This window comes from Bacillus sp. FSL P4-0290 (genome assembly GCF_037975435.1).
Taxonomy (GTDB): domain Bacteria; phylum Bacillota; class Bacilli; order Bacillales; family Bacillaceae; genus Bacillus; species Bacillus subtilis.
In genome coordinates, this window is sequence record NZ_CP150253.1 from 68621 (window position 1) to 83739 (window position 15119).

General features: G+C 43.2%; 13 protein-coding genes and 2 tRNA genes. All 15 read left to right on the plus strand.

Going from position 1 to position 15119, the window contains the following annotated elements; genetic code table 11:
* The 15 genes from divIC to MKY10_RS00440 all read left to right on the plus strand — a co-directional run bounded on the left by divIC (position 1) and on the right by MKY10_RS00440 (position 15108).
* Positions 1 to 378, plus strand: coding sequence for a cell division protein DivIC (gene divIC / locus MKY10_RS00370; RefSeq protein WP_003243211.1), 378 nt, complete (start codon positions 1 to 3; stop codon positions 376 to 378).
* An 80-nt stretch (positions 379 to 458) separates the two neighbouring features.
* Positions 459 to 845 (plus strand): S1 domain-containing RNA-binding protein, encoded by a 387-nt coding sequence (locus MKY10_RS00375; RefSeq protein ID WP_003218379.1) that lies wholly within the window; start codon positions 459 to 461, stop codon positions 843 to 845.
* A gap of 168 nt (positions 846 to 1013) precedes the next feature.
* A tRNA-Met gene (locus MKY10_RS00380) sits at positions 1014 to 1090 on the plus strand.
* A gap of 9 nt (positions 1091 to 1099) precedes the next feature.
* Positions 1100 to 1171, plus strand: a tRNA-Glu gene (locus tag MKY10_RS00385).
* Between the two features lie 199 nt (positions 1172 to 1370).
* Complete coding sequence (spoIIE, locus tag MKY10_RS00390; protein WP_046380726.1) at positions 1371 to 3854, plus strand: stage II sporulation protein E; 2484 nt, start codon at positions 1371 to 1373, stop codon at positions 3852 to 3854.
* 84 nt (positions 3855 to 3938) lie between these two features.
* Complete coding sequence (locus MKY10_RS00395) at positions 3939 to 4676, plus strand: VWA domain-containing protein (RefSeq protein ID WP_003243782.1); 738 nt, start codon at positions 3939 to 3941, stop codon at positions 4674 to 4676.
* Positions 4642 to 5658, plus strand: a complete 1017-nt coding sequence (gene prkT, locus MKY10_RS00400) for a serine/threonine protein kinase PrkT (protein WP_015253001.1) — start codon at positions 4642 to 4644, stop codon at positions 5656 to 5658. The genes MKY10_RS00395 and prkT overlap by 35 nt, the downstream gene beginning before the upstream one ends.
* A 103-nt stretch (positions 5659 to 5761) precedes the next feature.
* The gene (tilS, locus tag MKY10_RS00405; protein WP_061891274.1) at positions 5762 to 7180 is read left to right on the plus strand and encodes a tRNA lysidine(34) synthetase TilS; all 1419 of its coding nucleotides are present in this window, start codon (positions 5762 to 5764) and stop codon (positions 7178 to 7180) included.
* On the plus strand, positions 7177 to 7719 hold the full coding sequence (gene hpt / locus MKY10_RS00410; protein WP_003226700.1) for a hypoxanthine phosphoribosyltransferase: 543 nt from the start codon (positions 7177 to 7179) through the stop codon (positions 7717 to 7719). Before tilS ends, hpt begins: the two co-directional genes overlap by 4 nt.
* A gap of 97 nt (positions 7720 to 7816) precedes the next feature.
* On the plus strand, positions 7817 to 9730 hold the full coding sequence (ftsH, locus tag MKY10_RS00415; RefSeq protein ID WP_003243881.1) for an ATP-dependent zinc metalloprotease FtsH: 1914 nt from the start codon (positions 7817 to 7819) through the stop codon (positions 9728 to 9730).
* Positions 9731 to 9924: 194 nt separating this feature from the next.
* A complete protein-coding gene (locus tag MKY10_RS00420; RefSeq protein ID WP_010886388.1) occupies positions 9925 to 10701 on the plus strand; it encodes a type III pantothenate kinase in 777 nt (258 codons plus the stop codon).
* A gap of 11 nt (positions 10702 to 10712) precedes the next feature.
* Positions 10713 to 11588, plus strand: a complete 876-nt coding sequence (hslO, locus tag MKY10_RS00425; protein WP_003226695.1) for a redox-regulated molecular chaperone HslO — start codon at positions 10713 to 10715, stop codon at positions 11586 to 11588.
* Between the two features lie 46 nt (positions 11589 to 11634).
* Entirely contained in the window at positions 11635 to 12528 is an 894-nt protein-coding gene (locus MKY10_RS00430; RefSeq protein WP_003226693.1) for a peptidyl-prolyl cis-trans isomerase, read from the plus strand.
* Between the two features lie 75 nt (positions 12529 to 12603).
* Entirely contained in the window at positions 12604 to 13530 is a 927-nt protein-coding gene (cysK, locus tag MKY10_RS00435; RefSeq protein ID WP_003218399.1) for a cysteine synthase A, read from the plus strand.
* 165 nt (positions 13531 to 13695) lie between these two features.
* Positions 13696 to 15108, plus strand: a complete 1413-nt coding sequence (locus tag MKY10_RS00440; RefSeq protein ID WP_044052656.1) for an anthranilate synthase component I family protein — start codon at positions 13696 to 13698, stop codon at positions 15106 to 15108.
* The last annotated feature ends 11 nt before the right edge of the window (positions 15109 to 15119 follow it).

Sequence of the window (15119 nt, forward strand, 5' to 3'; positions counted from 1 at the left end):
TTGAATTTTTCCAGGGAACGAACGATAACTGAAATACAAAACGACTATAAAGAACAAGTAGAACGGCAAAATCAGCTGAAGAAACGAAGACGCAAAGGGCTGTACAGACGGTTAACTGTATTCGGCGCCCTAGTATTCCTGACGGCAATTGTGCTGGCAAGCTCTGTATGGTCCCAAACATCTTCCCTTAGTGCAAAAGAAGAAAAGAAAGAACAGCTTGAAAAAGAACTGAAAAGTTTAAAGACAAAACAAACGGATTTAAAAGAAGAAATATCCAAATTGAAGGATGAGGATTACGTCACAGAGCTTGCCAGAAGGGACTTATTCATGTCTGGAGACGGAGAAATTATCTTCAATGTGGAGAAGAAGAGCAAGTAGCCTTGTTGACACTTAAATTTTTATTTAGGTATAATTAAGCAAACGATCTTTTTATAAGCCTAAGGAGGAGCACTTTTTTTATGTCGATTGAAGTTGGCAGCAAGTTGCAAGGGAAAATTACAGGTATTACAAATTTTGGAGCATTTGTTGAATTGCCTGGAGGCTCAACCGGTCTCGTTCACATTAGTGAGGTAGCTGATAATTATGTCAAAGACATTAACGACCACTTAAAAGTCGGCGACCAAGTTGAAGTGAAAGTCATCAACGTTGAAAAAGACGGGAAAATTGGTTTATCTATTAAAAAAGCTAAAGACCGTCCGCAAGCCAGACCTAGAAATGATTTCCGTCCGAAAGAATCTTTTGAACAGAAAATGAATAAGTTTTTAAAAGACAGCGAAGATCGCTTGTCATCTTTAAAACGCAATACGGAATCAAAACGTGGAGGGCGCGGAGCAAGAAGAGGATAACTTGCTGCTTTCTATAAAATAAATGAAGCATCCGTTCATCCCGACGGATGCTTTTTTATTATCCTCATCCTCTTTAAGAGTCAGAAAATTACAACATTAAAGTTTCTGTTGACGAAAGAGACAAACCTTTGTATTATATAACTTGTGCTTAGAAGCACAAAACAATATGGCGGTGTAGCTCAGCTGGCTAGAGCGTACGGTTCATACCCGTGAGGTCGGGGGTTCGATCCCCTCCGCCGCTACCATATTTGTTTGGCCCGTTGGTCAAGCGGTTAAGACACCGCCCTTTCACGGCGGTAACACGGGTTCGAATCCCGTACGGGTCATCCTAAAAAATCGGTTTCTCTTGCAGAAGCCGATTTTTTTCATTTTTAGACAACATTCCAGAAATTCTTTTGATAAACGAATATCAAGGCAGAAACCGTCGAAGATTTCTTTGGTATTGTTACCTTCTTTTGACAAAATCCTATCTGTGCTTTCGCTATAATGACAGGCAACGAATATAACAGGTGGGAGATGAGAGGAATGGAAAAAGCAGAAAGAAGAGTGAACGGGCCAATGGCGGGACAAGCTTTGGAAAAACTCCAATCGTTTTTTAACAGGGGCACGAAGCTGGTGACTCATCATTTGCATTCACTGTTTTTCTATAAAGGATTCATTTATGTTGTCATCGGATTTTTGCTTGGACGGGCTTTCATATTATCCGAGGTGCTTCCTTTCGTACTTCCTTTCTTTGGAGCGATGCTTCTTATCAGAAGAGACAAAGCGTTTTATGCGGTTTTGGCTGTGCTTGCAGGTGCGCTGACCATATCTCCAAAGCACTCATTGCTCATACTGGCGGCATTGCTGGCATTCTTCGTATTTTCTAAAGTGGCTGCCTTCATTACCGACGATCGTGTAAAAGCACTCCCGATTGTCGTGTTCTTCTCGATGGCTGCAGCAAGAGCCGGGTTTGTTTATGCCCAAAATGGCGTATTTACAACCTATGATTATGTAATGGCTATCGTTGAGGCTGGACTATCGTTTATCTTAACACTGATTTTCCTTCAGAGCCTTCCGATTTTTACTGTGAAAAAAGTGAAACAATCATTAAAAATAGAGGAAATCATTTGCTTTATGATTCTTATTGCCTCTGTTTTAACGGGGCTGGCCGGCTTGTCCTACCAAGGGATGCAGGCAGAACATATATTGGCTCGTTATGTTGTGTTGAGTTTTTCCTTTATTGGCGGAGCAAGCATCGGCTGTACGGTTGGGGTTGTGACCGGCCTGATTCTTGGCTTGGCGAATATCGGAAACCTATATCAAATGAGTCTGCTTGCTTTTTCCGGTTTATTGGGCGGTTTGCTGAAGGAAGGGAAAAAAGCGGGTGCAGCAATTGGTTTGATCGTTGGATCACTTCTTATATCTTTATATGGTGAAGGCTCTGCCGGTCTGATGACAACGCTCTATGAGTCATTAATCGCAGTCGGCCTGTTTTTGCTCACACCTCAATCTATTACGAGGAAAGTGGCGAGATATATTCCGGGAACTGTCGAGCATCTTCAAGAGCAACAGCAATACGCTAGAAAAATCCGTGATGTCACTGCTCAGAAGGTAGACCAATTCTCCAATGTATTTCACGCGCTGTCTGAAAGCTTTGCAACCTTTTATCAAGCATCAGACGAACAGACAGATGACAGCGAAGTTGATCTGTTCTTAAGCAAAATCACGGAGCATTCCTGTCAGACGTGCTACAAGAAAAACAGGTGCTGGGTACAGAACTTTGATAAAACATATGATTTAATGAAACAAGTTATGCTTGAAACAGAGGAAAAAGAATATGCATCAAACCGAAGGCTGAAAAAAGAGTTTCAACAGTATTGTTCTAAATCCAAGCAGGTTGAAGAGCTGATTGAGGATGAGCTCGCACATCACCATGCCCATTTGACTCTCAAGAAAAAAGTCCAGGACAGCAGACGCCTTGTTGCTGAACAGCTTTTAGGCGTTTCTGAGGTTATGGCCGACTTTTCTCGGGAAATAAAAAGAGAGCGAGAACAGCACTTTTTGCAGGAAGAGCAAATCATAGAAGCGCTTCAGCATTTCGGAATTGAGATTCAGCATGTCGAGATCTATAGTCTTGAACAAGGAAATATCGATATTGAAATGACCATTCCGTTCAGCGGACATGGAGAAAGTGAAAAAATCATTGCCCCTATGCTGTCTGACATTCTGGAAGAACAAATTCTTGTGAAAGCCGAACAGCACTCTCCGCATCCGAATGGATACAGCCATGTCGCCTTTGGATCAACAAAATCATACAGGGTGTCCACGGGAGCTGCTCACGCTGCGAAGGGCGGCGGCCTTGTCTCCGGCGACAGCTACAGCATGATGGAGCTTGGAGCCAGAAAATATGCTGCAGCAATCAGTGACGGAATGGGCAATGGCGCAAGAGCGCACTTTGAAAGCAATGAAACGATCAAGCTTCTTGAAAAAATCCTTGAATCGGGAATTGATGAAAAAATAGCAATTAAAACGATCAACAGCATACTGTCTCTAAGGACAACTGACGAAATATATTCCACGCTTGACCTGTCTATTATCGATCTTCAAGATGCCAGCTGTAAATTTTTGAAGGTTGGATCGACGCCTAGCTTTATCAAACGGGGTGACCAGGTCATGAAAGTTCAAGCGAGCAATCTGCCAATCGGTATTATTAATGAATTCGATGTGGAGGTTGTGAGTGAACAGCTGAAAGCGGGTGACCTCTTAATTATGATGAGTGATGGCATTTTTGAGGGGCCTAAGCATGTGGAAAATCACGACTTATGGATGAAACGTAAAATGAAAGGGTTGAAAACAAATGACCCGCAGGAGATTGCCGATTTGCTTATGGAAGAAGTCATCCGCACAAGATCCGGCCAAATTGAGGACGATATGACTGTTGTTGTTGTCCGGATTGATCACAATACACCGAAGTGGGCATCCATTCCTGTTCCGGCAATCTTTCAAAACAAACAAGAAATTTCATAACGCTTCCGTATAAATCAAATTTCTTCTGGCGAAGATGGGAATATATGAATCTGAGAATCCTCGTATTCTCCAGGAGGAATGAATGTGAACAACGGACATTTAAATCAAATTTTGCTGATAACGGATGGCTGCTCAAACCATGGGGAAGACCCGCTTGCAATGGCTGCTTTTGCTAAAGAGCAGGGGATTACGGTAAATGTCATTGGTATAATGGAAGAAAATCAAATTGACCCTGAGGCAATGAAGGAAGTCGAAGGGATTGCACTTGCCGGAGGAGGTGTGCACCAAGTCGTTTATGCATCTCAGCTTTCACAAACTGTTCAAATGGTAACAAAGAAAGCGATGACGCAAACCTTACAAGGTGTAGTCAATCAAGAACTGAAACAGATTCTCGGAAAGAATGTGGAAATGGAAGAGCTTTCTCCAGAAAAACGCGGCGAAGTCATGGAAGTGGTAGACGAGCTTGGAGAAACGGTGCATCTTCAGGTTTTGGTTCTTGTTGATACAAGTGCAAGTATGGCGCCAAAGCTTCCAACAGTAAAAGAGGCGCTGATTGATTTGTCTGTAAGCCTCAATTCCCGAATCGGGAATAACGAATTTGCGATGTGTATATTTCCCGGGAAAAAACAAGAGGTCGAGCTTGTGCTGAACTGGACACCGAAGCTGCAATCTCTTTCCACACTCTTTGCAAAGCTTTCGACAGGCGGCATCACGCCGACAGGTCCGGCAATTCGTGAAGCGACACTGCAGTTTGAAAAAATACGCTCAAGAAGGGGCATGCTGGCAGATGATGAACGACGCTTTGACGAGTTTGGCATGTAGCCTCAAGCCGGGTACGACAATCAAAGGCAAGTGGAATGGAAACACTTATACATTGCGTAAACAGCTTGGTAAAGGGGCCAATGGAATTGTGTATTTGGCAGAAGCATCAGATGGACATGTTGCCTTAAAGGTGAGTGATGACAGCCTGTCTATTACTTCTGAAGTGAATGTCTTGAAATCTTTCTCAAAGGCCCAGTCCGTTACGATGGGGCCTTCTTTTTTTGATACGGATGATGCTTATATTCCCGGTACCAATACGAAAGTTTCATTTTATGCAATGGAATACATAAAAGGGCCGCTGCTTTTGAAGTATGTCAGTGATAAAGGAGCAGAGTGGATACCTGTATTAATGATTCAGCTGTTATCCAGCTTATCGGTGCTTCACCAGCAAGGATGGATATTCGGCGATCTTAAACCTGATAATCTGATCGTAACTGGTCCGCCCGCAAGGATCCGCTGCATTGATGTGGGCGGCACGACAAAGGAAGGCCGGGCGATAAAAGAGTATACGGAGTTTTATGACAGAGGCTATTGGGGGTATGGAACAAGGAAGGCAGAGCCATCCTATGATCTGTTCGCAGTTGCCATGATTATGATCAACAGTGTGCATAAAAAAGAATTTAAGAAAACGAACCAGCCCAAAGAACAGCTTAGGTCTCTCATCGAAGGAAACCCGCTGCTTCAAAAGTATAAAAAAGTGCTTTTTTCAGCCTTGAACGGAGATTATCAATCCGCAGATGAAATGAAAAAGGATATGCTAGACGCGGGGCAAAAAGCAGCACAAAGAAAACAGCCTATAAAAGCATCACCGCAGCCTGCCACACGACAAAGACAGCAAAAACCGCGCCAAGGAAAAATAACGAAGACGCGATATACCCCAAAACAGAAACCGGCTAAGTCGGGGGGGTTATTTGAAACAACGCTTATCGTGATCAGTGTTTTAGCGCTTTATTTCGCCTATATTATCTTTTTCTTAATCTGAATGGTGCAAACTGCAGAGCCTATGCTTCTTCTTTGCTTGGAGGGGTTGAAAGTGTTAGGATATGAATATCTTTAAAATACCTGCTCATTGTGAGGAGGACATTGTGAAAAGTGTCAAAGATTTTTTAAACAAACACAATCTTACGTTAAAAGGGGCGACAATCATTGTAGGCGTTTCCGGCGGTCCGGACTCAATGGCTCTTCTTCACGCGTTGCATACGTTATGCGGCCGTTCAGCGAATGTTATTGCAGCTCACGTTGACCATCGGTTCAGAGGTGCGGAATCCGAGGAGGACATGCGTTTTGTCCAAGCTTATTGTAAAGTTGAACAGCTCGTGTGCGAAACGGCTCAAATCAATGTAACCGCATATGCACAGGAAAAAGGACTCAATAAGCAGGCTGCAGCACGCGATTGCCGCTACCAGTTTTTTGAGGAAATCATGTCGAAGCACCAAGCGGACTATCTAGCTCTTGCGCATCATGGTGATGATCAGGTTGAAACAATACTTATGAAACTGGCTAAGGGTACGCTTGGAACGGGACTTGCGGGAATGCAGCCGGTTAGACGTTTTGGGACGGGGCGGATCATCAGGCCGTTCTTAACCATTACAAAGGAAGAGATCCTTCACTATTGCCGTGAAAACGGCTTGAGCTACCGGACGGATGAAAGCAACGCCAAAGATGACTACACAAGAAACAGATTCAGAAAAACAGTGCTCCCGTTTTTGAAGCAGGAATCTCCGGATGTGCATAAAAGGTTTCAGAAAGTGAGTGAAGCACTGACGGAAGATGAGCAATTCTTACAGTCATTAACGAAAGATGAAATGAATAAAGTAATCACAAGCCAGTCTAATACATCAGTTGAAATCAATTCCTCTCAATTGCTTGCCCTCCCGATGCCTTTACAAAGAAGAGGAGTTCAACTAATATTAAACTATCTTTATGAAAACGTTCCATCATCCTTTTCGGCCCATCACATTCAGCAGTTTCTCGATTGGGCGGAAAATGGCGGTCCTTCAGGAGTACTGGACTTTCCGAAAGGGCTGAAGGTGGTCAAATCATATCAGACATGTTTGTTTACATTTGAACAATGGCAGTGCAAAAATGTTCCCTTTGAATACCAAATTAGCGGAGCTGCTGATGAAACGGCAGTGCTCCCTAATGGATATCTGATAGAGGCAAAGCATTATGCGGACTCGCCTGAAGAACATGGGAATGCTGTTTTTATCACAAGTGAAAAAAAGGTGCGATTTCCCTTAACAATCCGGACGAGAAAAGCTGGAGACCGGATCAAACTAAAAGGGATGAACGGCTCAAAAAAGGTAAAGGATATATTTATTGATAAGAAACTGCCTCTCCAAGAAAGAGACAACTGGCCGATTGTGACGGACGCAAGCGGTGAAATTATCTGGATACCTGGCTTGAAAAAATCAATTTTTGAAGATCTTGTGATTCCAAACAGCGACCGCATTGTATTACAATATAGACAGCATGAAAAGTGTAGGGGGCAAGCAAAATCATGATGAAACATGATATCGAGAAAGTACTGATCTCAGAGGAAGAGATACAAAAGAAAGTAAAAGAGTTAGGTGCAGAATTAACGAGCGAGTATCAAGATACATTTCCGTTGGCAATCGGTGTGTTAAAAGGAGCACTTCCTTTTATGGCGGATCTTATCAAGCATATTGATACATATTTGGAAATGGATTTCATGGATGTATCAAGCTACGGAAATTCTACGGTTTCTTCTGGAGAAGTCAAAATCATTAAAGATTTGGATACATCTGTAGAGGGCCGGGACATCTTAATTATTGAAGATATCATCGACAGTGGGTTAACCTTAAGTTATCTCGTAGAGCTCTTCCGATACCGTAAAGCAAAATCAATTAAGATTGTTACCCTTTTGGATAAACCGAGCGGAAGAAAAGCGGACATCAAAGCAGACTTTGTCGGTTTTGAAGTTCCTGACGCATTTGTAGTGGGTTACGGACTTGATTATGCTGAGCGCTATCGCAATCTGCCTTATATCGGAGTGTTAAAACCGGCAGTTTATGAAAGCTGATCGGCAGCCTGCTTCCGAGATGGTTATTGTTTGTATTGGAATGATTTTCTATGGTACTATTGAACATAGTTGTGCTTACTGTGGGAGGAGGTAAGGAATGAATCGGGTCTTCCGTAATACCATTTTTTATTTACTTATTTTATTAGTAGTAATCGGGGTTGTGAGCTACTTCCAGACCTCAAATCCGAAAACAGAAAATATGTCGTACAGTACGTTCATCAAAAACCTGGATGACGGGAAAGTTGATAGCGTATCGGTTCAGCCTGTCAGAGGTGTTTATGAGGTAAAAGGGCAGCTGAAAAACTACGACAAAGATCAATACTTTTTGACTCATGTTCCTGAAGGAAAGGGAGCAGACCAGATATTTAACGCTTTGAAAAAGACAGACGTAAAGGTTGAGCCCGCTCAAGAAACAAGCGGATGGGTGACGTTCCTGACGACCATCATCCCATTTGTCATTATCTTTATTCTGTTTTTCTTCCTGCTCAATCAGGCTCAAGGCGGCGGCAGCCGTGTCATGAACTTTGGCAAGAGTAAAGCGAAGCTGTATACAGAGGAAAAGAAACGCGTCAAATTTAAAGACGTTGCAGGGGCTGACGAAGAAAAGCAAGAACTTGTTGAAGTTGTTGAGTTTCTGAAAGATCCCCGCAAGTTTGCCGAGCTTGGCGCCAGAATACCGAAAGGCGTGCTTTTAGTGGGGCCTCCGGGTACCGGTAAAACATTGCTTGCCAAGGCTTGTGCAGGAGAAGCCGGCGTACCTTTCTTCAGCATCAGCGGATCTGATTTCGTTGAAATGTTTGTAGGGGTCGGTGCTTCCCGTGTGCGTGACTTGTTTGAAAATGCTAAAAAGAATGCGCCTTGTTTGATCTTCATTGATGAAATTGACGCAGTCGGACGTCAGCGTGGCGCTGGTCTCGGCGGTGGACACGATGAACGTGAACAGACGCTAAACCAATTGCTTGTTGAAATGGACGGATTCAGCGCTAATGAAGGAATTATCATCATTGCTGCGACGAACCGTGCGGACATCTTGGACCCAGCCTTACTTCGTCCGGGACGTTTTGACCGTCAAATCACAGTGGACCGCCCAGATGTCATTGGCCGTGAAGCTGTATTGAAAGTCCATGCGAGAAACAAACCGCTGGATGAAACGGTTAACCTAAAATCAATTGCCATGAGAACACCAGGCTTCTCGGGCGCTGACTTAGAAAACCTCTTGAATGAAGCTGCGCTTGTAGCAGCTCGTCAAAACAAGAAAAAAATCGATGCGCGTGATATTGACGAAGCGACGGACCGTGTAATTGCCGGACCCGCTAAGAAGAGCCGCGTTATCTCCAAGAAAGAACGCAATATCGTGGCTTATCACGAAGGCGGACACACCGTTATCGGTCTCGTTTTAGATGAGGCAGATATGGTTCATAAAGTAACGATTGTTCCTCGGGGCCAGGCTGGCGGTTATGCTGTTATGCTGCCAAGAGAAGACCGTTATTTCCAAACAAAGCCGGAGCTGCTTGATAAAATTGTCGGCCTCTTGGGCGGACGTGTTGCTGAAGAGATTATCTTCGGTGAAGTCAGCACAGGGGCGCACAATGACTTCCAGCGTGCGACGAATATTGCAAGACGAATGGTTACGGAATTCGGTATGTCAGAAAAACTGGGACCGTTGCAATTTGGACAGTCTCAGGGCGGTCAGGTATTCTTAGGCCGTGATTTCAACAACGAACAGAACTACAGTGATCAAATCGCTTACGAAATTGATCAGGAAATTCAGCGCATCATCAAAGAATGTTATGAGCGTGCGAAACAAATCCTGACTGAAAATCGTGACAAGCTTGAATTGATTGCCCAAACGCTTCTGAAAGTTGAAACGCTTGACGCTGAACAGATCAAACACCTTATCGATCATGGAACATTACCTGAGCGTAATTTCTCAGATGATGAAAAGAACGATGATGTGAAAGTAAACATTCTGACAAAAACAGAAGAAAAGAAAGACGATACGAAAGAGTAATCCGCTTTCTTTCTAAAAAAACTGCCGGCTGACGCTGGCAGTTTTTTTATGTAAATTATGGGCTCAGGTGCGGCTTTTGCAATCATCCAATTCTGGTATCGATTTGTTTACAAATGAGCCGCTGATCGTGTATGGTATTGTAGAATGTTTGTAAAAAGTAAAGTAGAGAAACTATTCAAAAGTGGTGATAGAGGTTGTTACTGGTTATCGATGTGGGGAACACCAATACTGTACTTGGTGTATATCATGATGGAAAATTAGAATATCACTGGCGTATAGAAACAAGCAGGCATAAAACAGAAGATGAGTTTGGGATGATTTTGCGCTCCTTATTTGATCACTCCGGGCTTATGTTTGAACAGATAGATGGCATTATTATTTCGTCAGTAGTGCCGCCAATCATGTTTGCGTTAGAAAGAATGTGCACAAAATACTTTCATATCGAGCCTCAAATTGTTGGTCCAGGTATGAAAACCGGTTTAAATATAAAATATGACAATCCGAAAGAAGTGGGGGCAGACAGAATCGTAAATGCTGTCGCTGCGATACACTTATACGGCAATCCATTAATTGTTGTCGATTTCGGAACCGCCACAACGTACTGCTATATTGATGAAAACAAACAATACATGGGCGGGGCGATTGCCCCTGGGATTACAATTTCGACAGAGGCGCTTTACTCGCGTGCAGCAAAGCTTCCGCGTATCGAAATCACCCGGCCCGACAATATTATCGGAAAAAACACTGTTAGCGCGATGCAATCTGGGATTTTATTTGGCTATGTCGGCCAAGTGGAAGGAATCGTTAAGCGAATGAAATGGCAGGCAAAACAGGAACCAAAGGTCATTGCGACAGGAGGCCTGGCGCCGCTCATTGCAAACGAATCAGATTGTATAGACATCGTTGATCCATTCTTAACCCTTAAAGGGCTGGAATTGATTTATGAAAGAAACCGCGTAGGAAGTGTATAGGAGGTTTAGTAATGGATTATTTAGTAAAAGCACTTGCGTATGACGGAAAAGTTCGGGCTTATGCAGCGAGAACGACTGATATGGTAAATGAGGGGCAGAGACGCCATGGTACGTGGCCGACAGCATCCGCTGCATTGGGCCGCACAATGACAGCTTCACTTATGCTCGGCGCTATGCTGAAGGGCGATGATAAGCTGACCGTGAAAATCGAGGGCGGAGGTCCGATCGGAGCTATTGTAGCTGATGCCAATGCCAAAGGAGAAGTCAGAGCCTATGTCTCTAACCCGCAAGTTCATTTTGATTTAAATGAACAAGGCAAGCTTGATGTCAGACGTGCGGTTGGAACAAACGGAACGTTAAGTGTCGTAAAAGATTTAGGTTTGCGCGAGTTCTTCACAGGACAAGTAGAAATCGTTTCAGGAGAATTAGGAGATGATTTTACTTACTATCTTGTGTCATCTGAGCAGGTTCCTTCATCAGTGGGCGTAGGTGTGCTCGTAAATCCTGACAATACCATTCTTGCGGCAGGGGGCTTTATTATTCAGCTGATGCCGGGAACAGATGATGAAACAATCACAAAAATTGAACAGCGTCTATCTCAAGTAGAGCCGATTTCTAAGCTCATCCAAAAAGGGCTGACACCAGAAGAAATTTTAGAAGAAGTCCTAGGCGAGAAACCTGAGATTTTGGAAACGATGCCTGTCAGATTCCATTGCCCTTGTTCAAAAGAACGGTTCGAAACAGCCATTTTAGGACTAGGCAAAAAAGAAATTCAAGATATGATAGAAGAAGATGGACAAGCCGAAGCAGTATGCCATTTTTGTAATGAAAAGTACTTATTTACAAAAGAAGAGCTGGAAGGGCTTCGTGACCAAACTACCCGCTAAGCTCTTTAGCGGGTTTTTAATTTGAGAAAAGGGGCTGAAAGCAGGTTTGAAATCAAGAACAATCTGGACCATTATTTTAGGGGCGCTGTTGGTTTGCTGTATTGCTGTTGCATATACGCTGACGAAATCCCAAGCCGGCGCATCGTCATCCGGTGAGTCTATTGCGACTATCGGGGGCAAGAGTGTGACAAGAGAAGAATGGCTGAAAGAAATGGAAGATCAGTATGGTAAGTCAACGCTTGAAGATATGATCAATGTCCGAGTTGTTGAGCAGCTGGCTAAAAAGAACAACCTTAAAATATCCAAAAGCGAAGTTGATCGTGAGTTTTTGCTGATTAAAGCGGTCAATAATTCCTTTTACGAAGATGAACATACGACGGAGAAAGAGTGGAAAGACCAAATTCGTTATAATATCCTCCTTGAGGAATTGTTAACAAGGGATATCGATATCTCAAACAAAGAATTGGAATCATTCTATCATAAAAATAAGGAACTATATCAGTTTGATGATTCGTATCGAATTCGGCATATTGTTGTAAAAGATGAAGAAGAAGCGAGAGAAGTCCTGAAAGAACTGAAGGGCGGATCAAGCTTTGAAGCTGTCGCTGCCGAAAGATCCACTGACAGATATACATCACCATACGGCGGAGATTTAGGTTTTGTCACGGAGGCATCAGACAACATTCCATCAGCATACATTGAAGAGGCGAAAACACTCAAAGAGGATGAATGGTCTCAGGAACCAATAAAGGTCAGCAACGGATATGCCATTATCCAGCTGAAAGAAAAACTAAAGGCAAGAACGTTCTCATTTGATGAAGTAAAGGACCAGATCAGACGGCAAATCGCAATGGATCAGCTAGGCGATAAAGCGACAGTTAAGACACTTTGGAAAGAAGCCGATGTATCTTGGTTTTATGGGGAAAAAAGTACTAAGTGATTGACAAAAAATTTTGAAATTGATAGATTATATACATAATACCAATACAAATAGTCGGAAATTGAGGTGTCGAGAATGGTACGTGTAGCAAACTCCATTACTGAATTAATTGGGAATACACCAATCGTTAAATTAAATCGCCTTGCAGATGAAAACAGTGCGGATGTATATCTAAAACTTGAATACATGAACCCTGGAAGCAGTGTAAAAGACCGTATCGGTTTAGCCATGATTGAAGCGGCTGAAAAAGAAGGAAAATTAAAAGCCGGTGATACAATCATTGAACCGACAAGCGGAAATACTGGAATCGGGCTTGCAATGGTTGCTGCTGCTAAAGGATTAAAAGCCATTTTGGTTATGCCTGATACAATGAGCATGGAGCGCCGCAACCTTCTTCGCGCATACGGTGCTGAACTTGTGCTGACTCCTGGTGCGGAAGGCATGAAAGGTGCCATTAAGAAAGCTGAAGAGCTTGCTGAAAAGCACGGATACTTTGTGCCGCAGCAGTTTAACAACCCTTCTAACCCAGAAATTCACCGCCAAACAACGGGTAAAGAAATCGTTGAGCAATTCGGTGATGACCAGCTTGATGCATTTGTAGCCGGAATCGGAACGGGCGGAACGATTACGGGAGCGGGCGAAGTGCTGAAGGAAGCGTACCCTTCCATTAAGATTTATGCTGTTGAACCGTCAGATTCCCCAGTGCTTTCAGGAGGAAAACCAGGCCCCCACAAAATTCAGGGAATCGGAGCTGGGTTTGTGCCGGACATCTTAAACACTGAAGTATATGATGAAATCTTCCCTGTGAAGAATGAAGAAGCATTCGAATATGCCCGCAGAGCTGCACGTGAAGAAGGAATTCTCGGAGGCATCTCATCAGGTGCAGCAATTTATGCTGCTCTTCAAGTAGCAAAAAAACTCGGAAAAGGCAAAAAAGTATTGGCCATCATTCCAAGTAACGGCGAACGTTATCTAAGCACGCCGCTGTATCAATTCGATTAAAAAAGCCAAAACTCCCGGTCCGCCGGGAGTTTTTTTATATTTCGTGCATCAAATATGCCATGTCTGCGACGAATGTTATTCTTGGAAGAGAAATTCACTTTTTTCACTAACAACATTGCTTTACAATTAAAAACAAGTAAAAAAGAAAATAGAGGAATGATACAAATGGCACAACGCAGACCGGCAGGCAAAAAAATACCTTTTCAAAAAGACTCATTCTTACAACAATTTGAGAAACTTGCGCAATCCCGGAAACATCATGTACTTCTCGAAAGTGCAAGAGGCGGCAGATATAGTATAGCCGGTCTTGATCCAATTGCGACTGTGAAAGGAAAAGACGGAATAACTACAATTAAGCATGGTGATGAGATGCTGTTTAAAGAAGGTGATCCATTACGGGCCTTCCACAGCTGGTTTAAAACGCTGGAAACAGAAACGAATCATGAGTTCCCTGACTTTCAAGGCGGGGCAATCGGGTTTCTCAGCTATGATTACGCACGGTACATTGAAAATTTTAAAATGCTCTCATTAGATGATCTAGAAACACCAGATATTTATTTTCTTGTTTTTGATGATATAGCAGTTTATGACCATCAAGAAGAGTCTCTATGGCTGATTACTCATGTTAATGGTTCTGATCAGGAAACAGCGGATGTGAAGCTATCTGAGTTAGAGCAGATGTGGCTGACTGAGCTTCCCGCTGTCTCTTCGCGAGAGATGAACCCTGAAACAGATGGTTCTTTCGCGGCGCCATTTACCGAGGATGGGTTCTCACAAGCTGTAGAGAAAATCAAACAATACATTGCCAGCGGAGATGTGTTTCAAGTCAATCTATCAATAAGGCAGTCACAGTCACTGTCTGCCCACCCATATCAAATTTACAAAACCTTGAGAGAAGTAAATCCTTCTCCTTATATGGCGTATTTAGAAACACCTGATTTCCAAATCATTTGCGGATCGCCTGAACTGCTTGTCAGCAAAAAGGGCAAGCTATTAGAGACGAGACCGATTGCGGGCACCCGTTCCAGAGGGAAAACAAATGAAGAAGACGAGGCGCTTGCAAACGAATTGATACACAATGAAAAAGAACGCGCGGAACATGTCATGCTGGTTGATCTTGAGCGAAATGATCTGGGAAGAGTATCACGTTACGGGTCTGTGCGCGTAAATGAATTCATGGCAATTGAAAAATACTCGCATGTGATGCACATTGTGTCTAATGTCCAAGGTGAACTGCAGGATGGGTATGATGCTGTAGATATTATTCATGCTGTGTTTCCCGGAGGAACCATTACTGGTGCACCGAAAGTAAGAACGATGGAAATTATAGAAGAACTTGAGCCGACACGCCGAGGGCTTTATACTGGATCTATAGGATGGTTTGGATATAATCACGATCTGCAGTTTAATATCGTCATTCGAACCATTTATGCAACCGGAGGGCAGGCATTTATGCAGTCCGGCGCAGGAGTTGTGATTGATTCTGTTCCGAAGCACGAATACAAGGAATCATTCAAAAAAGCTTTTGCGATGCAAAGAGCATTAGAGCTGAGCAAAGAAGAGACAAAAATTAGATGAGGTGAGCGGAG

What these genes read in the sequence shown, in the direction of transcription:
- MKY10_RS00375 (WP_003218379.1), top strand. Translation starts at nt 459, where the DNA reads ATGTCGATTGAAGTTGGCAGCAAGTTGCAAGGGAAAATTACAGGTATT.
- spoIIE (WP_046380726.1), top strand. Translation starts at nt 1,371, where the DNA reads ATGGAAAAAGCAGAAAGAAGAGTGAACGGGCCAATGGCGGGACAAGCT.
- prkT (WP_015253001.1), top strand. Translation starts at nt 4,642, where the DNA reads ATGATGAACGACGCTTTGACGAGTTTGGCATGTAGCCTCAAGCCGGGT.
- hpt (WP_003226700.1), top strand. Translation starts at nt 7,177, where the DNA reads ATGATGAAACATGATATCGAGAAAGTACTGATCTCAGAGGAAGAGATA.
- ftsH (WP_003243881.1), top strand. Translation starts at nt 7,817, where the DNA reads ATGAATCGGGTCTTCCGTAATACCATTTTTTATTTACTTATTTTATTA.
- hslO (WP_003226695.1), top strand. Translation starts at nt 10,713, where the DNA reads ATGGATTATTTAGTAAAAGCACTTGCGTATGACGGAAAAGTTCGGGCT.
- cysK (WP_003218399.1), top strand. Translation starts at nt 12,604, where the DNA reads ATGGTACGTGTAGCAAACTCCATTACTGAATTAATTGGGAATACACCA.
- MKY10_RS00440 (WP_044052656.1), top strand. Translation starts at nt 13,696, where the DNA reads ATGGCACAACGCAGACCGGCAGGCAAAAAAATACCTTTTCAAAAAGAC.